This is a genomic window from Cellulosimicrobium cellulans (assembly GCF_016907755.1).
Classification (GTDB): Bacteria; Actinomycetota; Actinomycetes; order Actinomycetales; family Cellulomonadaceae; genus Cellulosimicrobium; species Cellulosimicrobium cellulans_D.
Window position 1 is genome coordinate 787,676 of sequence record NZ_JAFBCN010000001.1, and the last position, 26,351, is coordinate 814,026.

Consider the following 26,351-nt stretch of genomic DNA (forward strand, 5'->3'; position numbering starts at 1 on the left):
CGACCCGACCGAGTGGAGGGCCCATGCGCCCCGACCGGCACGCCCGCGCGATGCTCCCGATCCCGGACCGGCCGCCGAGCGGCCTCACCACGTACGACGCGAAGGACCCCGAGACCTCCTACCCCCCGATCGAGCCGCTGCTGCCGCCGGAGGGTGCACCCAACGTCGTCGTGATCCTCCTCGACGACGTCGGCTTCGGCGCGTCGAGCGCGTTCGGCGGGCCCTGCAGCACGCCGACGGCAGAGCGTCTTGCCGCGGGCGGGCTCCGCTTCAACCGCTTCCACACCACGGCGCTGTGCGCTCCGACGCGGCAGGCGCTGCTCACCGGTCGCAACCACCACTCGGTCGGCATGGGCAGCATCACGGAGACCGCGACCTCGGCGCCGGGCAACAGCTCGGTGCGACCCAACACCAAGGCGCCCCTCGCGCTGACACTGCGGCTCAACGGATACTCGACGGCGCAGTTCGGCAAGTGCCACGAGGTTCCGGTGTGGCAGTCGTCGCCGCTGGGCCCGTTCGACGCCTGGCCCACGGGTGGCGGTGGCTTCGAGACGTTCTACGGGTTCATCGGTGGCGAGAACAACCAGTGGGACCCGGCGCTGTACGACGGCACGACCCCGGTCGAGCCGCCGGCGACGCCCGAGGAGGGGTACCACCTCACCGAGGACCTCGTGGACCACGCCACGGTGTGGGTACGCCAGCAGAAGGCGCTCATGCCGGACCGGCCCTTCTTCGTCTACCTCGCCCCGGGCGCGACCCACGCCCCGCACCACGTGCCTCCTGAGTGGGTCGAGAAGTACCGCGGCGCGTTCGACGACGGGTGGGACGTCCAGCGCGAGCACACGTTCGCGCGGCAGAAGGAGCTGGGCGTCGTCCCGCAGGACGCCGAGCTCACCGTGCGGCACGACGAGATCCCCGCGTGGGACGACATGCCGGACGAGCTCAAGCCCGTGCTCGCGCGTCAGATGGAGGTCTACGCCGGGTTTCTCGAGCACACCGACCACCACGTGGGACGACTGATCGACACGCTCGAGGAGCTGGGAGTCCTCGACGACACGCTCGTGTACTACATCGTCGGCGACAACGGTGCGTCGGCCGAGGGGACGCTCAACGGCGCGTTCAACGAGATGGCGAACTTCAACGGCATGGCCGCCCTCGAGACGCCGGACTTCATGCGCTCGAAGATGGACGAGCTCGGCTCGCCCAGCTCGTACAACCACTACGCCGTCGGGTGGGCGTGGGCGATGGACACGCCCTTCCAGTGGACCAAGCAGGTCGCGTCGCACTGGGGCGGCACCCGCAACGGGACGATCGTGCACTGGCCGAGCCGCATCGCCGAGAAGGGTGGCCTGCGCTCGCAGTTCACCCACGTCGTCGACATCGCGCCGACCATCCTCGAGGCGGCGGGTCTGCCCGAGCCGACGGTGGTCAACGGGGTGCAGCAGTCGCCGATGGAGGGGACGAGCATGCTGTACGCGCTCGACGAGGCCGACGCCCCGGAGCGGCACGACCTGCAGTACTTCGAGATGTTCGCCAACCGCGGGATCTACCACCGGGGCTGGAGCGCCGTCACCAAGCACCGCACGCCGTGGGTGATGGTCGGCGGCGAGCTCCCTGCGTTCGACGACGACGTGTGGGAGCTCTACGACGGGTCCCGCGACTTCAGCCAGGCGCACGACCTCGCCGCCGAGCACCCGGACGTCCTCGCGAGGCTCCAGCGCCTGTGGCTCATCGAGGCCACGAAGTACAACGTCCTCCCGATGGACGATCGGACGTCGGAGCGCCTCGAACCGTCGATGGCCGGTCGACCGACGCTCATCCGGGGGACGTCGCAGGTCTTCTACCCGGGCATGGGACGACTGTCGGAGAACAGCGTCGTGAGCATGAAGAACCGGTCGTTCTCCGTCTCGGCGGACGTCGAGGTGCCGAGCACCGGCGCCGAGGGCGTGATCATCGCCCAGGGCGGCCGGTTCGGCGGCTGGAGCCTGTACGTGCACGAGGGCCGGCTCACCTTCACCTACAACGTCCTCGGGATCCAGCTGTTCACCGCCGTCGCGGACGAGCCGGTCCCCGCCGGGAGCCACGCCATCCGCATGGAGTTCGCGTACGACGGCGGAGGGCTCGCCAAGGGCGGGGACGTCACCCTCTTCCACGACGACGCCCCGGTGGGCCGGGGCCGGGTCGAGGCGACCCAGCCCATGGTGTTCTCGGCCGACGAGACCACGGACATCGGCTACGAGTCCGGGACCTGCGTCTCCCCGGACTACACGACGCGCACGAGCCGCTTCACCGGGCGCCTGCACCGCGTCGTGCTCGACGTCGGCACGGACAGCCACGACCACCTCGTGAGCCCGGAGGAACGGATGCGGATCGCGATGGCCAAGCAGTAGCCCGGTCAGCGGGGCCGGGACGTGGGGCCTTCCGTGGGGCTGAACCCGTCGCCCGAGTCGTCGGCGAGCACGGCCTCGACGCCGTACGAGCGGCGGTCGGCGGCTGACGGAACGTCACGTCCATGTAGGCGCGCGCCCGCCGCAGGCGGCGGACCGCGACCTCGGGCTCGACTCTCACGCCGCCCACCGCGGCGCGTCCGCACCCCACGGCCGGGCCGGGGCGGGGTAGTCGTCGAGCGGAGCGCCCGCGAGACGGTCGAGCGCGGGGCGCGTCGTCGTCGCCGCGACGTCCCGTCCGTCCAGGCGCGCGGGGTGGTCGACGACGCAGCCCGCCCCGGGCACGTGCGGCGCGGCGTGCGCGGGGTCGCGGCCCGGTGCGGCGAGCAGGGCGCGGGCGGTCCGGGCGAGCGCGCCGTCGACCTCGCGCCCGCGGCCGTCGGTCGTGCGGTCGGTGAGCGCCTCGACCACCGCGGCCGCGACGAGGTAGCCCGTCGCGTGGTCGAGCGCCTGGGCGGGCAGGGCGCCGGGCGCGGCGTCCTCGGGAGCGCACGCGGTGCCGTCCCGCGACCCCTCCACGAGCGCGATCCCGCTCACCGCCTGGACGATCGAGTCGAAGCCGCGCCGCCCGGCCCACGGGCCGTCGTCGCCCCACGCGCTGACGCGCGCGTGCACGGCACCGGACGGGAGCCTCAGGCCGAACGCCTCGATCGCGCCCGGGCGGTAGCCGGTCACCAGCACGTCGGCCTCGTCGAGCAGGCCCTGGGCGCGGGCGAGGCCGTCGCGCGTCGCGAGGTCGAGCAGCGCCGACCGCTTGCCCTGTCCCGTGTCGAGGTGCTGGACCTCGATCTCCGGCAGCCCCGGCGGGTCGACGCGCAGCACGTCCGCGCCGAGCAGGGCGAGCGTACGCGTCGCGACCGGGCCCGCGATGACACGCGTGAGGTCGAGCACCCGGAGCCCGGCGAGCGGGCGCGGCCCGGACCCGAGCGGGCGCGCGGGCGCGGCGTCCTCGCGCACGACCGTGCGCACCGGTGGGTCCGACGCCGTCGCCCGGCCGGGCGCGGACGCGCGCCACGCGTCCTCGGTGCGGACGCGCACGGCGATCGCGCCACACCGTGCCGCGCGGTCCTCGACGTCCTGGGCCGACTGCGTGGCGAGGGCGGCGACGACGGCGCCGCGCGTCGCCGTCCCGTCCGCCGACGCGGGCAGGTCGAGGAGGGTGAGCAGCCGCGCGCGGTGGTGCGGGTAGTTCGCGTGCGTGCGAACCCAGCCGTCCGCGGTCCGGAAGAAGCCCGAGAGCGGGGCGAAGCCGTCCACCGGGGCGCCGTCGACGCGGAGCAGCCGGTCGCTCGCGAACGCCGCGGCGACGCGCTCGGGGTCAGGGGGCGGGCCGGCGTCGAACCCGCCCGCGCGGGCCGCGGCGTCGCGCACGGCGGCGACCGACGCGACCGCGAGGTCCAGGACCGGCAGCGTCGCGGCGAGGAACGGCGCGGCACCCACCCCGCGACCCTACGCCGCCGGGAGGCCCCGGTGCCCGGACCTCGCGGTCGATCAGTTCCCGACCGTGACGGTGCCGGGGAACCGGGCGGCCGAGCGGTCGGTCGCGGAGCCGTCGCCCGCGGCGTTGATCTCGGAGATCATCATGACGAGCTCGAGGTCGGAGTCCGCCGCGCGGGCGAGGCTGGTCGCGAGCTGGTACGGGTCCGTGAGCGGCTTCATGTCGTAGTCCGTGACGATCATGCGCGTCTGCATGCCCAGGCTGTCGTTCTCGACCGCCGTGCGCACGCTGTCCGCGAGGCGGTTCATCTGGGACTCCGTGAGGGTCATCGTCACCTGCTGCCCGGACGACACCTCGCTCGACGGGGAGAAGCCCGAGAAGTCCTTCGTGTTGAAGTACTGCGAGGACATGTCGTCCGCGGTGACGTCGAACGAGTACGTGCGCGCGGACACGTCCTCCGTCCCCGACGCGTCGAACGCCTGCGACATGCGGAAGTCGCCGCGGTCGCCGTACGTCGCGGTGAGGAGCTGCTCGGTGCTGCCGTCGGGGTTGGTCGTCGCGACGAGCGAGCCCGTGTTCTTGCCGATCTCCCACTCGGCCCCGCCGACGGGGGTGTCGAAGCCGACGGTCGACGTCGAGTCGAACTCGACGCGCTCGATCTTCGTCGTCCCGGAGATCCCGGTCGACGGGTCGGCGGGGATCTCGCCCGTGACGAGGTACGTGTCGTACGCGGCCTGGCCCTCCGGCGTCGACAGGTCGAACTCCGCGCTGCGCAGCGACGCGCCGTCGAGCGACGTCGTGTTGCCGAGCATGACCTTCACGGCGTCGAAGTCGAGGCCGAGGCCTGCGTGGTTCGCGATGGCCTCGGTGGGGCCCGCGGTCACGCGCACCGTGTCGTCGCCCGTGCGCTCGATAAGGCTCGTCACGCCGCTCGCGTCCTTCACGGACGACTCGACGGCGATGTGGCGGAACGCCGCGTTGAGCTCGGTCTCCGCGTAGCTGCCGCCGTCCATCGTGACGGACGAGCCGACCGGCATGCTCCGCGGGTCGAACGGGTTGATGCTCCCGGGGTCGGTGACGCCCGCGTCGTTGGGCACCTTGACCGTGTACGCGGACGTGACGCCGGTCGTGTACCCGCCGCTGACGCCCGTGCCGCCCTTGTCGACGCCGCCCTCGACGCCGATCGAGACGTCGGACTTGGACGTGTACGTGGTGAAGCCGTCCTCCGACTTCTCCCCGACCGTGTACTCCGCGCCGCCGTTGACGCCGAACGAGATCTTCGACCCGTTCGTCGTCTTCATCCAGTCGGAGAGCGAGCCGCTGCCCGAGTACGTGGTCTCGCCGCTCTCCGGGTCGTGGGTCACCCCGATCCCGACCTTCGCGTCGGTGCCCTCGGTCGCGGGGTTGCCCAGGCTCCCGTTGTCCGTGCCGGACTCGTGGTCGCCCTTCACCGTGACCTTCGGTCCACCCGGGCTCTCGTCGCCCGAGCCGGACCCGCCGCCCCCGCCGGGGCCACCGCCGGAGCCGGGTCCGCCGCCGGGACCGCCGCTGCCGCCCCCGCCCGGGCCGCCCGTGCCGTCGGAGCTGGCGCTCTCCTGCTGGTCGGCGTTCTTGCGCACCTTGTCCGCCGCGTCCCGCAGCGTCGCGGTCGCGGCGGCCAGCGCGGGGCCCAGCTCGGCGGACCAGCGGCCGCGGAGCTCGTCGCCGTCGGGTCCGGCCCAGCGGGAGCCGCTCACGGTCGAGTCGAGCGTGCTGCGCGTCGTGGTCAGCGCCTCGGACGCCGTCGTGAGGCTCTGCGCGAGCGCGCGCAGCTCGCCGATGTCGGCACCGTAGAACCCCATGGTCGTCCCTCTGTCGCTGCGGATCGTGCCCCCGGAGCGTACGCGGGCGGGCGCCGTCGCGTCTTGCCCGGACCATGGGGCGAGGTCCCCATGAGGAGCCGGCGTCCGCGGCGGGACGCTGCTCGCGATCAGGCGGAGAGGACCCCGGCGAGCCGGTCGAGGACGATCCGGCCGGCCGGCGGGACGCGGTGCGCGTCGGCCGGCGTGAGCCACGCGAGCTCGGCGATCTCGGCGTTCGGCGCCGGCTCGGGGGACCCGGGGACCGGCTCGGCGTACAGGCAGTGCATGCGCACGACCCGACCGCCGAGGCCGTGCCCGGGTGCCTCGGCGACGAATGCGGGCCGGACCGACGTCGGGTCGAGGCGCACGCCCAGCTCCTCGTGGATCTCGCGCACCAGCGCCTCGGCGTCCGACTCGCCGGGCTCGACCTTGCCGCCCGGCATGAAGAAGCGGTCCTTGCCGGTCGTGCGGACGGCGAGCAGGCGCCCGTCGCGGACGTTCACCCAGCCGACGGTGCGCAGCGGCGGCAGCGCGGCGGGCTCGGGGGCGGGCGGGTCGGTGCGGGGAAGGTCGTGCGACGTCACGCCCCCACTGTGCCATCTCCGGCGTGCGGTCTCCGCGGCGCCGCCCGGGCGCCGACGACACGACGGCGAGGACCCCCGACGGCGCGTGGCGCACCCAGCGAGCCACGCGCCGTCGGGCCTGCCCCTCGCGCGGCCCCAGTTCCGGCGAAGGACGATCGTGCCGGGCGGGACCCGGCACAGACGATCGTCACACCAACCGGCGAACCCTGCTCGTCGCGGCCCGTTCCCGCCCGGTCTGACGCCGAACACGACATTGCTGCCGTTATCCGGGCGATAACGGCAGCAATGTCGTGCTCGAGGGCGAGCAGGGTCATGCTCGACGGCGTCGGGTCACCAGGACGCGTTGCGCGCCAGCTCGAGCGCGACCTCCTGCCACCACTGTCCGGCGGGCGGCCCGCCGTTGCACGACCCGTCGCTCTCGCCCGGCAGCTTGACCCACAGCAGGGCGTCGAGGTGCGTGCCGTCGTCGACCGCGCCCGGCTGGTCGCCGAGCGCGCGACCCCGCGGGTTGCACCACTCGCCGTCGCTCCCGTTGCCGTTGCGCGACGTGTCGACGACGAACGACACGTCCCCGCCGAGCAGCGCCGCGACCTGCTCGCCGTACGCTCGCGACTCGGCCGTCGTGCGGTAGTTCGACGTGTTGAGCGCGAACCCGACGGCGTCGTCGAGGCCCACCTGCTGGAGGCGGGCCGCGGCGGTCGCCGGGCTCAGCCACGCGGAGTGGCCCGCGTCGACGTAGACGCGTGCTCCGGCGTCGGTCAGGATGCGCGCCGCGTCGCGCAGCATGCCCACGCGGTCACCCTGGCCGGAGCAGTCGCCGAGCTGGGCGAGGGCGTCGGGCTCGAGGACGACCCACGGCTCGCCGACGATGCCCGACGCGACCGTCTGGACCCAGCTCCGGTACGCCGCCTCGGCGGTGCCGCCGCCCGAGTGCGAGCCGCAGTCGCGGCCGGGGATCGCGTAGATCGTCAGGAGCGGCGTCGCGCCCTCGGCCGCGGCCGCGCTCGTGAACGCGGCGACCTTCGCGCGCGACACCTGCGCGTCCGCGTCGGTGACCCACGTCGACTGCGGCGTGAGCGCGATCTTCGCGAGCAGGTCCCGGTCCGTGCCCGACGCCGCCTGCCAGGCCTCCCACGCCTGGTTCGTCTCGTCCACGTGGAACGTCACGTCGTCCGGCGTCTCGGGCGGGTCGGTGGGGTCCGGCGGGTCGGTGGGGTCGGGCGGGGCGTCGCCGCCGCACGCGACGCCGTCGAGCGTGAAGCTCGCGGGCACGGCCGGGGCGGCCGCGGCCGTGCCCACGAGGCCGAAGGAGGCGCTGCCGCCCGTGGCGAGCGACGCGTTCCAGCCGACGTCGCCCACGGTGATCCGGCCGCCGTCGCGCGCGAGCGTGCCGTTCCAGAGCTGGCTGATGCCCTCGCCCGTCGGCAGGTCCCAGGCCAGCTCCCAGCCCGAGCGCGGGGCGCCCAGGTTCGTGACGGTGACGTCGGCCTGGAAGCCGCCCGACCACGAGCTCGTGATGCGGTAGTCGACCGTGCACGCAGCGGAGGGCGCGGCCGCGCTGGACGTCGCGAGCGCCGCGCCGACGGTCGCCGTGGCGCCCAGCGTCGCGAGGGTCGCGAGCGCGGCGACGAGCGGCGCGGCACGGTGCCGTCCGGGACGGGTGGGGGAGTGGACTCTCATGATCGGGGCTCCGTCGCCTCGGGGTCAGGACGTCACCACGGTAGGGACCGGCGGGGAGCCGTGATCAGGGTGCGAAACGTTTCGTCCCGGCGCGTCGGGTGCCATGGCTTCGTGACAAGGGTATGTTCGTCGCCATGGCATCCAAACCTCTCCAGGAACCCGCGTTCCTCGTCCTGTCCGCGCTCGCGGCCGGGCCCCTGCACGGGTACGGCATCGCGCAGGACGTCGAGTCCAGCTCCGACGGCCGCGTGACGCTGCGCGCCGGGACGCTCTACGGCGCGATCGACCGGCTCGTCGCCGCCGGGCTCGTCGAGGTGGACCACGAGGAGGTCGTCGACTCGCGCCTGCGCCGCTACTACCGGCTCACCACCGAGGGCGGCTCGCGCCTCGCCGCCGAGGCCGAGCGCGCCGAGGCCCAGGCGCGCCGCGCGCTCGAACGCCTCGGTGCCCGCCGTCGCGCGTCCGCGGTGGTGCGCGACGGCGCCGCGGCACGCCCCGCCCGCGGCGTCGCGGGAGGCCTCGCCGACGGCGGGGCGGTGCTGGCATGAGCGCGGACCGCGAGCGCCGCCCCCGTGCCGCGGGCGACGGGACCGACGTGCCGGCCGCAGCGAGCCCGACGGCGGAGCCCGGAGCGACGGTGCTCGTCACCCCGGTGCTCGTGCGGGACTACCGCCGCCTCCTGCGGCTCTTCCCGTACACGTACCGGCGGGCGCACGAGGCCGAGATGCTCGGCCACCTGCTCGACGGCACCCGGCCAGGGCAGTCGCGCCCGACCCGCGCCGAGCGGTGGGACCTGCTGCGCGCCGCCGCACGCGAGTGGACCCTCGCGCCCCTGGGCCCGAGCGAGCGGCAGCGTGCCGCGGCGGCCGTCGTCGTGCTCGTCGCGCTGACGGCGGTGCTCGCCGCTCCCGCGTCGCAGGACCTCCTGCGCGTCGGCCTCGCTCTGGGGAACGAGCCGGCGCGGGAGGTGGCGCCGGTGTGGCTGGCCGTCGCGACGGCGCTCGTCGCGGTGCCCCTCGCCCCGGCCTGGCTGCTGTGGGCCGGGTCGGTCGTGGCCCTGGCCGCGCGCCTGCGACGGACAGGGCTCGTGCTCGCCGCGCTCGCCGCCGCGGCGGGCGTCGTCGCGGTCGGCTCGCTCGTCGCGGCGGAGCGCGCGTTCGACGCGTTCCGGGAGGTCGGGTGGGTCGTCGCCCTCCTGGCTTCCCTCGGGGCCGTCGCCGCTCGGGCGCGGCAGACGGGGCCCGTCCTGGGGGCGCGCGCGGGTGTCGCCGCGCTCTGGCTGACGGCGGTGTCGCTCGCGGTCTCCGTGCCACGAAGTGCGACGACCGTCGCGGACGAGGGCGTCTGGGTCACCGCCCCGGCCTACCCCTTCACGCTGGCGGCGGAGGTCGTGATCCTCGTGGGGGTGGCGGTGCTGCTGGTGGCGGTCCGCCCCGTGCGGCAGGCCGCTCCCGTGCTGGCCGGGGTCTTCACCGCACTGTTCCTCAGCGGTTCGGACGTCTTCTGGTCGGGCGCGCTCGACACCACGGTCGTGAACCTGGGCAACGTGCTCGGGGTGGTCGCGCTGTCGGCCCTCGTCACGCTCGTGGCCCGGTGGGTGGTCAACCGCCTCGACGAGCTCGCCGCGTCGCGGGCCGCGCACCGCGCGCTCCTGGCCGCGTCGGGCTCGGGCACGGCGGTCGCCGCATGACCGCGGCAGACGCCCCGGCCTCGGTCGCGGACCCGCTGGTCCCTCCCGTGCTCGTGCGGGACTACCGCCGCCTCCTGCGGCTCTTCCCGTACACCTACCGGCGGGCGCACGAGGCCGAGATGCTCGGCCACCTGCTCGACGGCGCGCAGCCGGGGCAGTCGCGCCCGACCCGCGCCGAGCGGGCGGACCTGGTGCGTGCCGCAGCCCGCGAGTGGCTGCTCGCGCCGCTGGGGTCGACGCCGCGCCGACGACGGGCGGCGACCGGGCTGCTGTTCGTGCTGCTCCCGGCCGTGCTCGCGATCATGGCGGCGCGGGTCCTCGCGTTCGCTGCCGCGATCGTCCGGGCGATGCTGGGCCCGGACGGCCACGCGCCGCTCGTGGCGACCGTCCCGACCGCGCTGATGTGGGCCCTGTGGGTCGTAGCGGTCGCACTCGCTCTCGTCGGCGCGCGACGCGTCGGCCTCGTGGTCGCGGTGCTCGCCGCCGGGGCGGGTGTGGCGGCGCTCGTCGTGTCGGTCGCGGCGGGCAGCGCCTATGCCGCGTACCTCGACGCACCGTGGGTTCTCGCGCTCGTCGCGTACGCGGGAGTGCTCGCCGCGCGACGGACGTGCTGGGTCGGCGCCGAGCCGGTGGCGCTCCGGGCGGCGACGGCCGGCGCCATGGCGCTCGTCCTCGGCGCCTTCGTCGCCGCGGCCTTCTCCGACGCGGCGCATCTGGGCGTGCCGTGGTGGTCGGGCGTCGCCCTGAGCTCGTGGACGCTCCCCGCGCTCGCCGCACCGGTCGTCCTGCTCCTCGGCGCCGCCCTGCTGTGGCGCCGGACCCGGCAGGCGGTCCCGGTGCTCGGCGGGCTCGCGCTCGCGATCCTGCTGAGCCGCTCGTCCTTCTTCTGGTCCGGCACCGTGAGCCTCCAGACGGCGGACCTCGGCAACGTCCTCGCGCTGCTCGGGCTCACGACCGCCGTGACGCTCGTGCTGCGCTGGGCCGTCAACCGTCTCGACGAGCTCTCCGAGGCGCGGGCCTCGCACCGCGCGCTGCTCGCCGCGACGGGAGCGGCGCCGGGGCCGGGCGCGCCGCACCCGGGCGAGCCGACCGCCGTCTGACCCGCGTCGTCGAGCACGACCTTGCCCGCGGACGACAACGGGGTTGCTGTCGTTATCGGCCGGATAACGACAGCAACCCCGTGTTCGGCGCTGGTCTTGTCAGTCCAGGTAGGCCGACACCAAGTCGGCCGCCAGGCCCGTGTAGGTGGCCGGGGTGAGGTTCGCGAGGCGCTGCGCGACGTCGTCGGGCAGGCCGAGGCCGGCGACGAACTCGCGCAGGCGCGCGGCGTCGACGCGCTGGCCGCGCGTGAGGTCCTTGAGCCGCTCGTAAGGGTTCTCCATGCCGGGGACGCCCGCGACCGACGCCGCGCGCATGGCGGACTGGATGGGCTCGCCGAGCACCTCCCAGTTCTCGTCGAGGTCCGCCGCCATGAGGTCGGCGTTCGCGGCGAGGGCCTTGAGGCCGCGGCGCACGTTGTCGATCGCGAGGAGCGAGTGGCCGAACGCGGGGCCGACGTTGCGCTGCGTCGTCGAGTCCGTGAGGTCGCGCTGGAGGCGTGAGGTGACGAGCGTCGCGCCGAGCGTGTCGAGCAGCGCGGAGGAGATCTCGAGGTTCGCCTCGGCGTTCTCGAACCGGATCGGGTTGACCTTGTGCGGCATGGTCGACGACCCGGTGGCGCCGGGGACGGGGATCTGCGTGAAGAACCCGAGGGAGATGTAGGTCCACACGTCGGTCGCGAGGTTGTGGAGGATGCGGTTGAACCGCGCGACGTCGGCGTACAGCTCGGCCTGCCAGTCGTGCGACTCGATCTGCGTCGTCAGCGGGTTCCACGTGAGCCCCAGGCCCTCGACGAAGTGCTTCGAGACCGACGGCCAGTCCACGCCCGGGACCGCGACGGTGTGCGCGCCGTAGGTGCCCGTCGCGCCGTTGAGCTTGCCCAGGTACTCCGCGGCGCCGATGCGGCGGAGCTGGCGGCGCAGGCGGTGCGCGAGGACGGCGAGCTCCTTGCCGAGCGTCGTCGGCGTCGCGGGCTGGCCGTGCGTGCGCGAGAGCATCGGCACGTCGGCGAGGTCGCGCGCCATGTCCGCGAGCTGGTCGGCGAGCGCCGTCGCGGCGGGCAGCCACACCCGCTCGACGGCGCCGCGCACCATGAGCGCGTACGACAGGTTGTTGACGTCCTCGCTCGTGCACGCGAAGTGCACGAGCTCGCCGACGCCGGGCAGCACGGTCTCCCCGCCCAGGGACTCGGGGGCGGCGGCGAGGCGGCGCTTGACGAAGTACTCGACGGCCTTGACGTCGTGCACCGTCTCGCGCTCGATCGCGGCGAGCTCGGCGATCTCCTCGCCGCCGAACGTCGCGGGGATCTGACGCAGGTACGCGACCTCCGCGTCGGAGAGCTGGGGGGCGCCCGGCACGACCGGGCGGACCGCGTTCTCGTCGACCGCCTGGACGCCGTTGCACAGCGTGATCAGCCACTCGACCTCCACGTGGAGGCGCTCGCGGTTGAGCGCGGCCTCGCTGAGGTGGTCGACGAGCGGGGCGACCGCGGCGCGGTAGCGACCGTCGAGCGGGCCGAGCGCGATCGGCGGGGTCACCTCGGCGAGCGACACGCGGGCAGGGGCGTCTGCGGCAGGGTTCTCGGGCACGCCCCTGATTCTCCCACGCGTGCCCGACGGCGGCCCGCGCCTCCCGCAGTACGGGCATGCGGTCCCGGGCGGGCGAGCGACCTGTCGGTGTCGGGCGGGTCGTGGCCGTCCCCAGGACCCTCGTTCGAGCGGCCCGTCCACAGGTCGTCCTCGATCGGGACGGGCGGTGCGCGCCGCTGCGTACGGTCCTCGCCATGTCCTCCTCGTCGCCGCCGCCCCCGCCGTGCGTCGCCGCGCCGTTCGGCGTGTCGCTCGCCCGGACCCGGGTCCTCACCGCTCAGGACGACGTCGCGCGGGCGGGTGCCGCGCTCGTCGCGCCGGACCTCCCGTGGGCGGGCCGTGCGCGCGCGTCGTACGACGACGCCGCGACCGAGCGGCGCGCCGGGCTGCTCCGGCTCGGCATGCTGCTCGACAGCTGCCTGCTGCGCCTCGACGCGCTCACCGTCCTCGCCGAGGCCGAGGTGACGCGGATCCGAGCCGAGCTCGCCGCGGCGGGCGTGCCGTGAGCGGCCCCCGCCCGGCACCCGTGGTCGTGGTGCGCGGTGGCACGGAGGCGACCACGGTCGAGACGGCGGCGGTCGTCGCGCAGGCGGTGGCCCTGGGCGCCCGGGCGGATCTCGTCGCCGCGACCGTGGCCGCGCTCCGGGACGCGCGGGACTCCGTGGAGGTCGCGACCGCGAGCCCCACGTCGTTCGGGGGTCGCTTCGCGGCGCCGGCCCCGCTCCTGGCCACGACGGGCTGGAACGTTCACGCCACGCCGTGCTGGTCGGCCGAGGTACGCGCCGCGCGCGCCGCCGCGCTCGAGGCGTTCGACCTCGCGATCGGTGTCGCGGAGCAGCAGGCGGGAGGCCTGCGCTTCCTCGCGGCGCGACTGCACCAGGCTGTCCGTGTGTACGACGACGGGGACGCTGCCGCGGCTGCCCTGTGGCAGGACCTCGCGCTGCTGGTCGGGGGCGGCATGAGCCCGACCGGGGCCGCCGCGGCCGGGCTCGGCCTCGTCCTGAGCGCGGGATCCGTCGGGTTCCTGCGCTCCCTCCTCCTCGGTCGGCCTTCGCCGGGCGCGTTCGCCTCCACCGGAGGGGCGTTCCACGCTGCCACGATCCGCGCGCTGAGCCGCGTGATCGGTCTGGCCGACGACGACCGCGCCTGGTACCAGATGCCTACCGCCGGCAACGCCGCGTCCGTGCTGCGCGGGTTCATGCAGCCGTTGCGGGACCGGTTCCTCCCCGATCCCGAGGTCCGACTGGTCGGCACGGGCCGCGCGCTGCCGACGCCCACCGACATGCGCTCGGCCCTCGGCGCGGTGTCGGCGCTCGACACGGACTCGACGCTGAGCATCCAGAAGATCGTCAAGGACGACGGGACGCCGACCTGGGTCGTCGCCATCCCCGGCACGCAGATCTCGAGGACCAACCTCCGCACCGTCTTCAACATGACGTCCAACTACGACCTCGCGGACGACGACCTCGCGGTGCGGGCCCAGGCCGACAGCGTGCGCGCCACGATGGAGGCGATGCGGCAGGCCGGGATCGGGCCGGGCGACGACGTCGTGCTCGTCGGGCACAGCCAGGGCGGCATGGTCGCGACGACGGTCGCGGCGGCGAGCGTCGGCACGTACAGCGTGCGCCATGTCATGACCGCGGGGTCCCCCGTGTCCAACCACGGCCTCCCGCCGGGGATCAAGGCCACGCACATCGAGACGCAGGGTGAGGGCGTCTCGGACGCCGACGGCGCCGAGAACCCCGCGACGCCCGACAGGGTCACGGTCACCGGCGTCCTGCCGGCACCGGACGGCGGCCCCCCGCTCGAGGTCCCGCACAGCGTGCACTTCCACCAGGAGGTGCTGGACACCGCGGTCGAGGTGGGCGACCGGGGGCTCGAGGAGCACCTGGACGACATAGAGCGGCTGCTCGACGGGGAGGCGGCGGAGCCCCTCGTCTACGAGGCGCGGCTGGTGCCCGACCCGGACACCACGGTCTGCATCGGGGACCTGGCGGTGCCGCGGTCGCTCACGCTCCCGTGGGCGCCGGGCACGCCGTTCCCGGGCGCGCCCGGGGTGCCGTTGCCGGGGATACCGACGCCGGGGTCGCCGTCGCCCGGGCTGCCGGGGATCCCGGCCACGGGTGCTCCGGGGCCCGGTGATCTCACCGCGCCGGGCCCGGACGGCGGGGGAGGCGACGATGACGCTCGGTAGCGACGCCGGCCCTCGCGGACCGGGGTGGCCGGGGTCAGCGCTCCTGGGCCTTCGGCACGACGGCGGACACCGCGAAGTTGATGAGCCCGATGATGAGGGCCGCGAGCAGGGCCCACCAGAACCCGCCGACGATGCGGATGCCCCAGTCCGTCTGCTCCGTGATCCACGCGGTGAGCATGAGCATCAGCGCGTTGACGACGAGCGAGAACAGCCCCAGCGTGAGGATGTAGAGAGGGATGGACAAGATCTGCACGATCGGCTTGATGACGGCGTTCACCAGCGAGTAGAGCAGCGCCACCACGAGGATGATGACGACCTGTCCGCCGGCGGTGTCGGAGCCGACGATCTGGAAGTGCTCGTCGATGAACAGGCTCGTGAGCCAGATCGCGAGGCCGGTGACGAGGACGCGGACGACGAAGCTCATACCGGGCATCCTGCCATCCGGACCGGGCGCAGGCACGGTGCGGGCCGGTGCGCCGCGGGGATCCGCACGGGCAGGTGGCATGATCGAGGACCGTGGCCCACGAACCCCGCGTCCCCTTGCGTCCCGCCGTCGCCGCGCTGCCGGCCTACGTCCCCGGGGCCCGCGTCGCCCCGGGCGCGGCGGCGTTCAAGCTCTCCTCCAACGAGAACCCGTACCCGCCGCTGCCGTCGGTCGTCGCGGCGATCGCCGACGCCGCCGCGGACGTGAACCGCTACCCGGACATGTACGCGACCGAGCTCACCGAGGCGCTCGCGGACGACCTGGGCGTCGACGCCGACGAGGTCGTCGTGGGCAACGGCTCGGTCGCGGTGCTCGCGCACGTGCTGCAGACCGTCGTCGAGCCGGGCGACGAGGTCGTGTACCCGTGGCGCTCGTTCGAGGCGTACCCGATCGCGGTCGCGGTCGCGGGCGGGACGTCGGTCCAGGTGCCGCTGCGGACGGGGGCGGACGTCGGTCGGCTCGACCTGCCCGCGATGGCCGCGGCGATCACCGGGCGCACGCGCGTCGTGCTGGTGTGCACGCCCAACAACCCGACCGGCCCGGTCGTGCACCGCGAGGAGCTCGAGACGTTCCTCGCGGCCGTGCCGTCGGACGTGCTGGTCGTGCTCGACGAGGCGTACCTCGAGTTCGTGCGCGACCCCGAGGCGCCGGACGGCCTCGCCGTGTACGCGCAGCACCCGAACGTCGTCCTGCTGCGGACCTTCTCCAAGGCGTACGGCCTGGCCGGCCTGCGCGTGGGCTACGCCGTCGCACGCCCGCGGCTCGCGGCAGGGATCCGCGCGGTGTCGACGCCGTTCGGCGTCTCCCACGTCGCGCAGCGCGCAGCCATCGCGTCGCTCGCGGCGCGCGACGAGCTGCTGCAGCGGGTCGAGCACCTCGTCGCCGACCGTGCGCGCCTCGTCGAGGGCCTGCGCGACCAGGGCTGGGTGCTGCCGGAGTCGCAGGCGAACTTCGTGTGGTTCGACCTGGGCGAGCGGACCATGCAGCGCGCCGAGGAGGCGCGCGCCGGCGGGGCGATCGTGCGTCCGTTCGCGGGCGAGGGCCTGCGCGTGAGCGTCGGGGAGCCGGAGGCGACGGACCTCTTCCTCCGGGTGAGCGCCACCTGGCTCTGAGGCCGTCCGTCCCGGACCGGTGCCGAGCGGTCCCTGTTGCCGGGCGCCGACGGCGCGAGAACACTCGCGTTCATGGACAACGTCGAGTACGACCAGTTCGTGGACGAGTACGGGTGGGCCTTCGGCACCGCCGCGCTGGTCGTCTACCTCGCGGTGGCGGTGATCTTCTTCATCGCCTACATCCGGATCATCCAGAAGGCCGGCTACTCGGGCTGGTGGATCCTCGTCGGCCTCGTGCCGATCCTCAACGTCGTCATGTTCCTGGTCTTCGCGTTCTCGCGCTGGCCCGTGCTGCGCGAGCGCGACGCGCTGCGCGCGGGCGGCGCGTACCCGCGGTAGGGCGGGCCCCCGCCGGCGCGGGGGCCGTCCGGTGGGGATTGGAGGTTCCCTACAGCCCGCCGCGACGGATGTTGGGCGACACGTCGGCAGCCGAACCTACGGTGTCGTAGCCTACGCTTGCGTAGGCTACGGAGACGTAGGTTCCGACGGCGCCCCGATCGGGCGCCTCCTGCCCCCGAGCGGGCCGGCCGCACGGCCGGGCCGCACCGAAGGAGAGTCGCGTGACCGAGAACGACGCGAGCACCACCGCGCGGGACGGCGCGAGCACGCCCCCCGACCTCCCCGACGTCGCCGGCGGTCCCGACGACGCCCCCCTGCTCCAGCTCGTGACGCCGGCCGGCGCCCGCGTCACGACCCCCGAGACGGACGGCTACCGCGAGCGCGTCGCCCACCTCGACGCCGCCGCCCTGCGCGGCCTCTACCGCGACATGGTGCTCACGCGCCGCTTCGACGACGAGGCGACGTCGCTCCAGCGGCAGGGCGAGCTCGGCCTGTTCGCGCAGTCGAAGGGCCAGGAGGCCGCGCAGATCGGCTCCGGCCGCGCGCTCGCCCCGCAGGACTACGTCTTCCCGTCCTACCGCGAGCACGGCGTCTCGCACGTGCGCGGCATCGACCCGACGGCGCGCCTGCGCCTCTTCCGCGGCGTCGACCACGGCGGGTGGGACCCGACGGAGCACAACGTGCACCTGTACACGCTCGTCATCGGGTCGCACACGCTGCACGCGACCGGGTACGCGATGGGCGTCCAGCGCGACGGCCTCGTCGGGTCGGGCGACCCGGAGCGCGACGCGGCCGTCGTCACGTACTTCGGCGACGGGGCGACGTCGCAGGGCGACGTCAACGAGGCGCTCGTGTTCGCCGCGGTGAACAACGCGCCCGTCGTGTTCTTCTGCCAGAACAACCAGTGGGCCATCTCCGAGCCGACGACCAAGCAGTCCCGCGTGCCGCTCTACCGCCGCGGTGGCGGGTTCGGCGTCCCGAGCGTGCGGGTCGACGGCAACGACGTCCTCGCGTGCTACGCCGTGACGGCGGAGGCGCTCGAGCGGGCGCGCACCGGTGGCGGCCCGACGTTCGTCGAGGCGTTCACGTACCGCATGGGCGCGCACACGACGTCGGACGACCCGACCAAGTACCGCTCGCGGGCCCAGGAGGAGTACTGGCGCCGTCGCGACCCGATCGACCGGCTCGAGAACCTGCTCCGCGCCGAGGACGCGTGGGACGACGCGTTCGCCGCCGACGTCGCGGCCGAGGCCGACGCGCTCGGCGAGCGGCTGCGCGACGAGGTCCGCGCGCTGGCCGCGCCCGACCCGTCGACCATGTTCGACCACGTGTACGCGACCCCGAACGCCGTGGTCGAGCGCGAGAAGGCGTGGTTCGCCGACTACCAGCAGTCCTTCGAGCAGCCGGCCGCGGAGGTGGCCCGATGAGCGACAACAAGACCCTGACCCTCGCCCGCGCGATCAACGAGGGCCTGCGCCGGTCGCTCGAGACCGATCCGAAGGTCCTGCTCATGGGCGAGGACATCGGCGCGCTCGGCGGCGTGTTCCGCGTGACGGACGGGCTGCAGAAGGACTTCGGCGAGGACCGGGTGGTCGACACCCCGCTCGCGGAGTCGGGCATCCTCGGCACCGCGATCGGCCTCGCGCTGCGCGGCTACCGGCCCGTGTGCGAGATCCAGTTCGACGGCTTCATCTTCCCCGCGTACGACCAGATCACGACGCAGCTCGCGAAGATGGGCTACCGCTCGGGCGGGACGCTGCAGGTGCCCGTCGTGATCCGCGTGCCGTACGGCGGCGGGATCGGCGCCGTCGAGCACCACAGCGAGAGCCCGGAGGCGCTGTTCGCGCACACCGCCGGCCTGCGCGTCGTGTCGCCGTCCACGCCGCAGGACGCGTTCACGATGATCCAGGAGGCCATCGCCTCGCCCGACCCGGTGCTGTTCTTCGAGCCCAAGGGCCGCTACTGGGAGAAGGGTCCCGTCGAGACCACCGGGCGCGGCGAGGGCGCGACCGTGCTCGACCGCGCCCGCGTCGTGCGCGCGGGCACCGACCTCACGCTCGTCGCCTACGGCCCGACGGTCGCGACCGCCCTGCGCGTCGCCGCGGCGGCCGAGCAGGAGGGCCGCAGCATCGAGGTCGTGGACCTGCGCAGCATCTCCCCGCTCGACACCGCGACCGTGGTGGAGTCCGTGCGCCGGACCGGGCGCTGCGTCGTCGTGCACGAGGCCCCGACCTACCTGGGCTCCGGCGCCGAGGTCGCGGCGCGGGTGACGGAGGAGTGCTTCTACTCGCTCGAGGCGCCGGTGCTGCGCGTCGGCGGCTTCCACACCCCGTACCCCGTCGCCAAGATCGAGCACGACTACCTGCCGAGCCTCGACCGCGTGCTCGACGCCGTCGACCGCGCGTTCGCGTTCTGACGCGACCGTAGCGACCTCGACAGCGCCGACCGGGACCACCAGGAGGACCACGCAGTGCCCACCTTCGAGAAGTTCAACCTCCCCGACGCGGGCGAGGGCCTCACCGAGGCCGAGATCGTGCAGTGGCACGTCGCCGTCGGCGACGCCGTGACGGTCAACCAGACGATCGTCGAGATCGAGACGGCCAAGTCGCTCGTCGAGCTCCCGTCGCCGTACACGGGCGTCGTCACGGAGATCCTCGCGCCCGAGGGGACGACGGTCGAGGTCGGCGTGCCGATCATCGTCGTGGACACCGACCCGTCCGGTGCGGCGCCGGCGCCGAGCGCGCCCGCCGGCGTGGTGCCCGACGGCGAGGGCGCGCCCTCGGCGCCCGCCTCGCCCGCGGCAGGTCCTGTCGCCGACGACGCCGCGGCGCCCGCGGTGTCCGACGCACCGGCGGCGGCGGGCGGGTCCGGCTCGGTGCTCGTCGGCTACGGCACCGTCGAGCCGGGCACGGCCCGCCGTCGTCGCCGCGGCGCCCCCGCGGAGTCGTCAGCGGATGCTCGCGGCATGGCGCGACCAGTCGCTGACAACTCCCGGCCTGCAGAACTGTCAGCAGATGCTCGCGGTATCGCACGACGAGGTGCTGACGGCTCGACGGCGAGCGGCGCCGTGGGGCACGTGCACCTGCCCGTGCTCGCCAAGCCGCCGGTGCGCAAGCTCGCGAAGGACCTCGGTGTCGACCTCGCGAGCGTCGCCGGCACCGGGCCGGGCGGGATCGTCACGCGCGAGGACGTGCAGGCGTACCACGAGCAGGCGAAGGCGAAGCCGCTGGCGACGTACGCCGACGACGACCAGCCGTGGCTCGCGACCGGCGCCGTCACCCCCGACGGGCGCCAGACGCGCGTGCCCGTGAAGTCGGTGCGCAAGCGCACGGCCGAGGCGATGGTCACGAGCGCGTTCACCGCCCCGCACGTCACCGTCTTCCACACCGTCGACGTCACCAAGACCATGCGGCTCGTGCACACCCTGCGCGAGGACCGCGAGTTCACCGACGTGCGCGTCACCCCGCTGCTCGTCACCGCCAAGGCGCTGCTCCTCGCCGTGCGCCGCCACCCGGAGATCAACGCGAGCTGGGACGACGCCGCGCAGGAGATCGTCTACAAGCACTACGTGAACCTGGGGATCGCGGCGGCGACGCCGCGCGGGCTCGTCGTGCCGAACATCAAGGACGCGCACCGCCTCGACCTGCACGGCCTCGCGGGCGAGATCGCGGACCTCACCGCGACCGCGCGGGCGGGCCGCACGTCGCCCTCCGACATGGCCGACGGCACCATCACGATCACGAACGTGGGCGTGTTCGGCATCGACACCGGCACGCCGATCCTCAACCCGGGCGAGGCCGCGATCCTCGCGTTCGGCGCGATCCGCGAGCAGCCCTGGGTCCACAAGGGCAAGATCAAGAAGCGCTGGGTCACGCAGCTCGCCCTGAGCTTCGACCACCGCCTCGTCGACGGCGAGCTCGGCGCGCGCGTGCTGGCCGACGTCGCGAAGGTGCTCGAGGACCCGGCCCGCGGCCTCGTCTGGGGCTGACCGACCGCCGAGGGAGAGCCCTGGTCGCGCGACCAGGGCTCTCCCTCGCGCGACCGGGGCTCTCCCTCGCGGCGGCGGGCGCTCACAGGTCGTGGGGTGCGAGTGTGCGGAAGACCTCACACGGGCTTAACGACGGCCGCGCGCGGGGGAAACACGGCGTTCCTAGCGTCCTCGGTACTGACCGGGACCTGCTGAAGGAGCCGCCATGTCCGCGCCCACGAGCCCCACCACCCACGAGGGTGAGCAGTCCGCAGAGCACCCCTCCGGCACGTCGACCACCTCGACCGTCGCGGCCTCCGCGCCCGGGGCCGCGACCGCCGTCGTGCCGACCGCCGCCTCGACGGCCGGCCGCACGGCGACCGCCCCGACCCACCGCTCGGGACGCTGGATCGACCGCTGGGACCCGGAGGACCCGACGTTCTGGCGCGACGGCGGCCGGAAGGTCGCGACGCGCAACCTGTGGATCTCGGTGTTCGCGGAGTTCCTCGGCTTCGCGGTCTGGGCGCTGTGGTCGATCGTCGTGCCGCAGCTCCCCGCCGCCGGGTTCACGTTCACGGTCGACCAGCAGTTCTGGCTCATCGCCGTGCCGAGCCTCGTCGGCGCGACGCTGCGCATCCCGTACACGTTCGCGGTGCCGCTGTTCGGCGGCCGCAACTGGACCGTGGTCTCGGCGCTCCTGCTCCTGCTCCCGACGGCGGCGCTCGCGGTCGCGGTGCAGGACCCGGGGACGCCGTTCGGCGTCATGCTCGCGGTCGCGGCGCTCGCGGGCTTCGGCGGCGGCAACTTCGCCTCGTCGATGGCGAACATCTCGTTCTTCTACCCGGAGCGGGAGAAGGGCAAGGCGCTGGGCCTCAACGCCGCGGGCGGCAACCTGGGGACGGCGGTCGTCCAGCTCGCGGTGCCGCTCGTCATCGTCGCCGGGGCGGGGGTCGCGCTCGAGCGCGCGGGTCTCATGATGATCCCGTTCATCCTGCTCGCGGCGTTCCTCGCGTGGCGGTTCATGGACAACCTGTCCACCGCGAAGGCGGACCCGAAGTCGTTCGCCGCCGCGACGCGGAACAAGCACACGTGGATCATCTCGTTCCTCTACATCGGGACGTTCGGGTCGTTCATCGGGTACGCCGGGGCGTTCCCCATGCTGCTCAAGGGCCAGTTCCCCGAGGTGACGCTCTCGATCGCGTTCCTCGGCGCGCTCGTCGGCTCGGTGACGCGGCCCCTCGGCGGCGTCATCGCGGACCGGGTGGGTGGGACGCGCGTCACGATCGCCTCGTACGGCGTGATGGCGCTCGGGGCGTTCGGCGCGATCCAGGCGCTGCAGTCGCACAGCTTCGGCCTGTTCTTCGCGTCGTTCCTCGTCCTGTTCGTCGCGACGGGCATCGGCAACGGCTCGACGTACCGCATGATCCCGGCCGTCTTCCAGGCGAGCGCCGTCCCGGGCGGCGCGCTCGACGGACCGACGGCGGTCGACGCGGCGGCGCTCGACGAGGCCCGGGCCCGCGCCCGCAAGGCCGCGGCCGGGTGCATCGGGATCGCGGGGGCGATCGGGGCGTTCGGCGGCTTCCTCATCCCGCGCGGCTTCGCCGCCTCGACGAGCCTCGCGGGCTCGCTCGTCCCCGCCCTGTGGACGTTCATCGGGATGTACGCGGTCATGGCGGTCGTCGCCTGGGCCGTGTACCTGCGCAAGGGGTCGGCGCTCGCGTCGGCCGGGATCTGAGCGTGGACACGCACTGCCCCTACTGCGCGTTGCAGTGCGGCATGTCCCTGACACCTGGCGCGGGACCGATCCCGGTCACCGTCGCCCCGCGCGACTTCCCGACCAACCGGGGCGGGCTGTGCCAGAAGGGCTGGACGAGCGCGACGGTCCTCCGCGCGACCGACCGGATCACGACCCCGCTGCTGCGCGGGGCCGACGGCGAGCTCCGCCCGGCGTCGTGGGACGAGGCGCTGGACGTCGTGACCGCAGGGATCGCGCGCGTCCAGGCCGGGCACGGCCGGGACGCGGTCGCGATCTTCGGCGGTGGCGGCCTGACGAACGAGAAGGCGTACGCGCTCGGCAAGTTCGCGCGCACCGTGCTGCGCACCGCGAACATCGACTACAACGGGCGCTTCTGCATGGCTTCGGCGGCGGCGGGCGCGAACCGCGCGTTCGGCGCCGACCGCGGGTTCCCGTTCCCCCTCGCCGACCTCGGCGGCGCGGACGCGGTGCTCCTGCTCGGCTCGAACCTCGCGGAGACCATGCCGCCGTCGGTCCAGCACCTCGCGGGCGTGCGCTCGCGCGGCGGGCTCGTCGTCGTGGACCCGCGCCGCAGCGCGACGGCGGCGCTCACGGGCGAGCCGGGGGACGTCGTCGGGCAACGCGCCAGCGTGCCCGACGACGGACGCTCGCCCGGTCGCGTGGTCCCGCCTCCGGGTGCGGGGCCGGTGGGCGACCAGGGCGTGCACCTCCAGCCCGTGCCCGGCACCGACCTCGTCGTGCTGCTCGCGCTGCTGCACGTCGTGGTCACGGAGGGGCTCGCGGACGCCGCGTACCTGGACGGGCGGACGACGGGGTTCGACGACGTCCGGCGCTCCGTCACGGCCTGGTGGCCCGAGCGCGCGGAGACGGTATGCGGGGTCCCGGCCGAGAGGCTGCGGCACGTCGCGCGGCTGCTCGCGGCCGCGTCGCCCGCCCACGGCGGCGCGGGCGCGTACGTGCTCACCGGGCGCGGCGTCGAGCAGTCGTCGCAGGGCACCGCGACGGTGACGGCGGCGATCAACCTCGCGCTCGCGCTCGGGCTGCCGGGCCGCGTCGGCTCCGGGTACGGCGCGATCACCGGCCAGGGGAACGGTCAGGGCGGGCGCGAGCACGGGCAGAAGGCCGACCAGCTCCCGGGCTACCGCAAGATCGACGACCCGGCGGCACGCGCGCACGTCGCGGGCGTCTGGGGCGTGGACCCGGCGACGATCCCCGGCCCGGGGATGCCCGCCGTCGAGCTGCTGCGCTCGCTCGGCGCCCGGCCAGGACCGGGCGGCGCGGGCACCACCTCCGCCGAGGACGGGCGCCCGCGCGCGCTGCTCGTGCACGGGTCGAACGTCGTGGTCAGCGCGCCGGACGCGGACCGGGTGACCGCGAACCTGCGCGCCCTCGACCTGCTCGTGGTGTGCGACCTCGTGCCGTCGGAGACGGCGCTCCTCGCCGACGTCGTGCTGCCCGTGACGCAGTGGGCCGAGGAGGAGGGCACCATGACGTCGCTCGAGGGGCGCGTCATCCGGCGCCGTCGTGCCGTCGACGCGCCCGGCGAGGCGCGCTCGGAGCTGTGGATCCTCGCGGAGCTCGCGCGTCGCCTGGGCTCGTCGGTCTCCTTCCCGACGGATCCCGCCGTCGTCTTCGACGAGCTCGCGCGCGCGTCCGCGGGCGGCGTGGCCGACTACTCGGGGTTGAGCCACGCGCGTCTCGACGCGGACGAGGACGACGGCGGTCCGGGGCTCTTCTGGCCCGTCCCGTCGGGCGCGTCCGACGCGGGGCAGGCCGGCGTGCCGCACCCGGGGACACCGCGGCTGTTCCTCGACCGGTTCGCGACCCCGGACGGGCGGGCGCGGATGGTCGCGGTCGACCACGTCGGGCCGAGCGACGACGTGCGCCCCGACGCCCCGCTCTACCTCGTCACCGGCCGCGTGCTGCAGCACTACCAGTCGGGCGCGCAGACACGCCGCGTGCCCGAGCTCGACCGGCTCGTGCCGGCGCCGTTCGTCGAGCTGCACCCGGTCCTGGGCGTGCGGCTCGGGGTCGGCGACGGCGACCGCGCCCGTCTCACGACACGCCGCGGCGCGATCGAGGCGGTCGCGCGGTGGACCGACCGGATCCGGCCGGACACCGTCTTCATGCCCTTCCACTGGAGCGGGGAGGGCAGCGTCAACCGCGTCACGACCGACGCGACCGACCCCGTCTCGGGCATGCCCGAGTTCAAGGTGTGCGCCGTGGACGTGCGGCGCGCGCCCGAGGTGCAGGAGGTGGGCGCATGACGCGGGTCGTCGTGGTCGGCAACGGCATGGTCGGGTCGCGGTTCGCGAGCGACCTCGTGGCGCGGTGCGGGGCCTCTGCGGGGACGGCGGCCGTCGATGTCACCGTGCTCGGGGCCGAGGAGTACGAGCCGTACAACCGCGTGCTGCTCAGCGAGGTCGTGGCGGGCAAGGTCGACGTCGCGGCGATCGGGCTGCCCGGCACCGACGACGCGCGCGTGACCGTCCGGCGCGGCACCGAGGCCATCGCGATCGACCGCACCGCGCGCCGCGTCGTCACGGGCGAGGGCGCGCACCCGTACGACGTCGTCGTCCTCGCGACCGGTGCGGCCGCGCGGGTCCCCGACCTGCCGGGCCTGAGGGACCTCCCGGGCGGCCTGCCCCGCGGCGCGCACGCGCTGCGCACGCTCGACGACGCGCGCGAGATCGTCGCGGCGTCGCTCAACGCCCGGCACGCCGTGGTCGTCGGGGCGGGCGTGCTCGGGCTCGAGGTCGCGTGCGGGCTCGCACGTCGTGGCGTCGCGGTGAGCCTCGTGCACGGGGGCGGGAGCGTCATGGACCGCCAGCTCGACGGTGCTGCAGGCGGCGTCGTCGCGCGGGGCCTCGCGGGGCTCGGCGTGCGGACCTGGACCCGCGCGCGCACCGAGCGCGTCGTCGTCGGAGCGGGCTCCGTGCGCGGCGTGACGCTCCGCGTGCCCGACGGCGGGGCGCCCGCCGGCCCGCCGGCCCGCCCGGGTGGTGGCGCCGGGGCGGCGGTCGACGCGACGCGCCTTGTCGAGCTCGAGGCCGACCTGCTCGTGCTCGCGTGCGGCACCGTGCCCGAGGCCGGGCTCGCGCGCGCGGCGGGCCTCACGGTCGACCGGGGGGTCGTCGTCGGGCCCGACCTGGCGAGCCCCGACGACCCGCAGGTGTTCGCGATCGGCGACTGCGCGCAGCCGCCCGAGGGCGGCACCGGGCTGATCGCGCAGGGCTGGGACCAGTCGCGCCGGCTCGCGGACCACCTCGCGGAGCGGCTCGCGGTCACGATCCACCGGGGCGACGCCGGGAGGCCGGGCGCCGCGCAGGGGGCGGCGCCGGTCCGACCGCGAGTCCGCCTCGGGGCGGACGCCGGTCGGCCGAGCATGGCGTTCCGCCTCGCCATGAACGTCGTCGCACGCCCGGTCGGGGAGTCGCCCGGGCCGTCGGCGCAGGACCGTCCCGGGGGCGCCGCCCGCCTTGCGCGACCCGGGTCCACGGGTCGTCCGCGTCCTGCTGGGCCCGGGAACCCCGGTGCGGACGAGCGCCCGCGGGCCGGGACCGACGTCGTGCGCGTGAAGGCGGCGGGGCTGGAGATCGTGACGATGGGCGTGTGCGGCGAGCGCCGGGCGCCCGACCCCGCGCACCGCTCCGTGACGCTGAGCGACCCCGCGTCGGGTCGGCACGTCGAGGTCGTGGTCGCGGACGGGCTGCTCGTGGGCGCGACCTGCGTCGGCGCGCCCGAGGTGGGCGCCGACCTCACGGCGACGTACACCCGTCGGGTCCCGGTCCCCGCGGACCCCGCCCACCTGCTGCTGCGCCCGGTCGCGCAGGCCCCCGCGCCGGCGTCGTCCCCGACCCACATGCCCGACCGCACGACCGTCTGCACGTGCAACGGCGTGACCAAGGGCGACGTCGTCGGGTGCTGGCACGACGGCGCCCGCAGCGTGGACGACGTCGCGCGGGCCACGCGCGCGACGACGGGCTGCGGCGGCTGCAAGGACGTCGTGTGCGGGCTGGTCGACTGGCTCGCGCACGCCGACCCGGACCAGCCGCAGGCCGAGGCGACTCCGGCGCGCGCCGGCCTCGGCGCGTGAGGTCGGCAAGCCCTGCCGATCTCGCACCGCTCCGCC

General features: G+C 74.9%; 20 protein-coding genes. 14 read left to right on the top strand and 6 right to left on the bottom strand.

The window, feature by feature from the left end:
• Positions 1-23: 23 nt before the first annotated feature.
• Complete coding sequence (locus JOE63_RS03415) at positions 24-2,390, top strand: arylsulfatase (RefSeq protein ID WP_204539135.1); 2,367 nt, start codon at positions 24-26, stop codon at positions 2,388-2,390.
• A 174-nt stretch (positions 2,391-2,564) separates the two neighbouring features.
• On the opposite strand, the gene JOE63_RS03420 is transcribed toward JOE63_RS03415, so the two are convergent.
• The 4 genes from JOE63_RS03420 to JOE63_RS03435 form a co-directional block, all read right to left on the bottom strand.
• Positions 2,565-3,887: a CoA transferase gene (locus JOE63_RS03420; protein ID WP_204539139.1), complete on the bottom strand. Its 1,323-nt coding sequence runs from the start codon at positions 3,885-3,887 to the stop codon at positions 2,565-2,567.
• A 51-nt stretch (positions 3,888-3,938) separates the two neighbouring features.
• Entirely contained in the window at positions 3,939-5,726 is a 1,788-nt protein-coding gene (locus tag JOE63_RS03425) for a hypothetical protein (RefSeq protein ID WP_204539142.1), read from the bottom strand.
• 128 nt (positions 5,727-5,854) lie between these two features.
• On the bottom strand, positions 5,855-6,310 hold the full coding sequence (locus tag JOE63_RS03430; protein WP_307839917.1) for an NUDIX hydrolase: 456 nt from the start codon (positions 6,308-6,310) through the stop codon (positions 5,855-5,857).
• 330 nt (positions 6,311-6,640) lie between these two features.
• A complete protein-coding gene (locus JOE63_RS03435) occupies positions 6,641-7,990 on the bottom strand; it encodes a glycoside hydrolase family 6 protein (RefSeq protein WP_204539145.1) in 1,350 nt (449 codons plus the stop codon).
• Positions 7,991-8,124: 134 nt separating this feature from the next.
• Between JOE63_RS03435 and JOE63_RS03440 the strand changes: the two genes are divergently transcribed.
• The 3 genes from JOE63_RS03440 to JOE63_RS03450 are packed head-to-tail and all read left to right on the top strand — an operon-like array spanning position 8,125 to position 10,780.
• Complete coding sequence (locus JOE63_RS03440) at positions 8,125-8,538, top strand: PadR family transcriptional regulator (RefSeq protein WP_204539148.1); 414 nt, start codon at positions 8,125-8,127, stop codon at positions 8,536-8,538.
• Positions 8,535-9,680, top strand: coding sequence for a hypothetical protein (locus JOE63_RS03445; protein ID WP_204539151.1), 1,146 nt, complete (start codon positions 8,535-8,537; stop codon positions 9,678-9,680). The genes JOE63_RS03440 and JOE63_RS03445 overlap by 4 nt, the downstream gene beginning before the upstream one ends.
• On the top strand, positions 9,677-10,780 hold the full coding sequence (locus tag JOE63_RS03450; protein WP_204539154.1) for a hypothetical protein: 1,104 nt from the start codon (positions 9,677-9,679) through the stop codon (positions 10,778-10,780). Before JOE63_RS03445 ends, JOE63_RS03450 begins: the two co-directional genes overlap by 4 nt.
• A 99-nt stretch (positions 10,781-10,879) precedes the next feature.
• Here JOE63_RS03450 and purB read toward each other — a convergent pair whose 3' ends face one another.
• Positions 10,880-12,367 (bottom strand): adenylosuccinate lyase, encoded by a 1,488-nt coding sequence (purB, locus tag JOE63_RS03455; RefSeq protein ID WP_204539157.1) that lies wholly within the window; start codon positions 12,365-12,367, stop codon positions 10,880-10,882.
• Positions 12,368-12,561: 194 nt separating this feature from the next.
• Here purB and JOE63_RS03460 point away from each other — a divergent pair, with 194 nt between their 5' ends.
• Both JOE63_RS03460 and JOE63_RS03465 read left to right on the top strand, forming a co-directional pair.
• Complete coding sequence (locus tag JOE63_RS03460; protein WP_087470755.1) at positions 12,562-12,873, top strand: hypothetical protein; 312 nt, start codon at positions 12,562-12,564, stop codon at positions 12,871-12,873.
• Positions 12,870-14,561, top strand: coding sequence for an esterase/lipase family protein (locus JOE63_RS03465; protein WP_204539161.1), 1,692 nt, complete (start codon positions 12,870-12,872; stop codon positions 14,559-14,561). The genes JOE63_RS03460 and JOE63_RS03465 overlap by 4 nt, the downstream gene beginning before the upstream one ends.
• Before the next feature lie 34 nt (positions 14,562-14,595).
• Here JOE63_RS03465 and JOE63_RS03470 read toward each other — a convergent pair whose 3' ends face one another.
• The gene (locus JOE63_RS03470; protein ID WP_087470757.1) at positions 14,596-14,985 is read right to left on the bottom strand and encodes a phage holin family protein; all 390 of its coding nucleotides are present in this window, start codon (positions 14,983-14,985) and stop codon (positions 14,596-14,598) included.
• 92 nt (positions 14,986-15,077) lie between these two features.
• On the opposite strand from JOE63_RS03470, the gene hisC reads away from it, so the two are divergent.
• The 8 genes from hisC (at position 15,078) to JOE63_RS03510 (ending at position 26,315) form a co-directional block, all read left to right on the top strand.
• Complete coding sequence (gene hisC, locus JOE63_RS03475; protein WP_087470758.1) at positions 15,078-16,157, top strand: histidinol-phosphate transaminase; 1,080 nt, start codon at positions 15,078-15,080, stop codon at positions 16,155-16,157.
• A gap of 72 nt (positions 16,158-16,229) precedes the next feature.
• Positions 16,230-16,496 carry a DUF805 domain-containing protein gene (locus JOE63_RS03480; protein ID WP_204539164.1) on the top strand — a complete coding sequence of 89 codons (267 nt, stop codon included), beginning with the start codon at positions 16,230-16,232 and terminating at the stop codon, positions 16,494-16,496.
• A gap of 221 nt (positions 16,497-16,717) precedes the next feature.
• Positions 16,718-17,923: a pyruvate dehydrogenase (acetyl-transferring) E1 component subunit alpha gene (gene pdhA, locus JOE63_RS03485; protein ID WP_204539169.1), complete on the top strand. Its 1,206-nt coding sequence runs from the start codon at positions 16,718-16,720 to the stop codon at positions 17,921-17,923.
• Entirely contained in the window at positions 17,920-18,912 is a 993-nt protein-coding gene (locus JOE63_RS03490) for an alpha-ketoacid dehydrogenase subunit beta (RefSeq protein WP_204539171.1), read from the top strand. The genes pdhA and JOE63_RS03490 overlap by 4 nt, the downstream gene beginning before the upstream one ends.
• 54 nt (positions 18,913-18,966) lie before the next feature.
• On the top strand, positions 18,967-20,484 hold the full coding sequence (locus JOE63_RS03495; protein WP_204539174.1) for a dihydrolipoamide acetyltransferase family protein: 1,518 nt from the start codon (positions 18,967-18,969) through the stop codon (positions 20,482-20,484).
• 205 nt (positions 20,485-20,689) lie between these two features.
• The gene (locus JOE63_RS03500; RefSeq protein ID WP_204539177.1) at positions 20,690-22,198 is read left to right on the top strand and encodes an MFS transporter; all 1,509 of its coding nucleotides are present in this window, start codon (positions 20,690-20,692) and stop codon (positions 22,196-22,198) included.
• A gap of 41 nt (positions 22,199-22,239) precedes the next feature.
• Positions 22,240-24,486: a molybdopterin oxidoreductase family protein gene (locus tag JOE63_RS03505; protein WP_239576604.1), complete on the top strand. Its 2,247-nt coding sequence runs from the start codon at positions 22,240-22,242 to the stop codon at positions 24,484-24,486.
• Positions 24,483-26,315, top strand: coding sequence for an FAD-dependent oxidoreductase (locus tag JOE63_RS03510; RefSeq protein ID WP_204539180.1), 1,833 nt, complete (start codon positions 24,483-24,485; stop codon positions 26,313-26,315). Before JOE63_RS03505 ends, JOE63_RS03510 begins: the two co-directional genes overlap by 4 nt.
• The last annotated feature ends 36 nt before the right edge of the window (positions 26,316-26,351 follow it).

Coding starts and splice junctions, on each gene's coding strand:
- JOE63_RS03415 (WP_204539135.1), top strand. CDS start 24: ATGCGCCCCGACCGGCACGCCCGCGCGATGCTCCCGATCCCGGACCGG.
- JOE63_RS03425 (WP_204539142.1), bottom strand. CDS start 5,726: ATGGGGTTCTACGGTGCCGACATCGGCGAGCTGCGCGCGCTCGCGCAG.
- JOE63_RS03435 (WP_204539145.1), bottom strand. CDS start 7,990: ATGAGAGTCCACTCCCCCACCCGTCCCGGACGGCACCGTGCCGCGCCG.
- JOE63_RS03440 (WP_204539148.1), top strand. CDS start 8,125: ATGGCATCCAAACCTCTCCAGGAACCCGCGTTCCTCGTCCTGTCCGCG.
- JOE63_RS03445 (WP_204539151.1), top strand. CDS start 8,535: ATGAGCGCGGACCGCGAGCGCCGCCCCCGTGCCGCGGGCGACGGGACC.
- JOE63_RS03450 (WP_204539154.1), top strand. CDS start 9,677: ATGACCGCGGCAGACGCCCCGGCCTCGGTCGCGGACCCGCTGGTCCCT.
- JOE63_RS03460 (WP_087470755.1), top strand. CDS start 12,562: ATGTCCTCCTCGTCGCCGCCGCCCCCGCCGTGCGTCGCCGCGCCGTTC.
- JOE63_RS03470 (WP_087470757.1), bottom strand. CDS start 14,985: ATGAGCTTCGTCGTCCGCGTCCTCGTCACCGGCCTCGCGATCTGGCTC.
- JOE63_RS03480 (WP_204539164.1), top strand. CDS start 16,230: ATGGACAACGTCGAGTACGACCAGTTCGTGGACGAGTACGGGTGGGCC.
- JOE63_RS03490 (WP_204539171.1), top strand. CDS start 17,920: ATGAGCGACAACAAGACCCTGACCCTCGCCCGCGCGATCAACGAGGGC.
- JOE63_RS03500 (WP_204539177.1), top strand. CDS start 20,690: ATGTCCGCGCCCACGAGCCCCACCACCCACGAGGGTGAGCAGTCCGCA.
- JOE63_RS03505 (WP_239576604.1), top strand. CDS start 22,240: ATGTCCCTGACACCTGGCGCGGGACCGATCCCGGTCACCGTCGCCCCG.
- JOE63_RS03510 (WP_204539180.1), top strand. CDS start 24,483: ATGACGCGGGTCGTCGTGGTCGGCAACGGCATGGTCGGGTCGCGGTTC.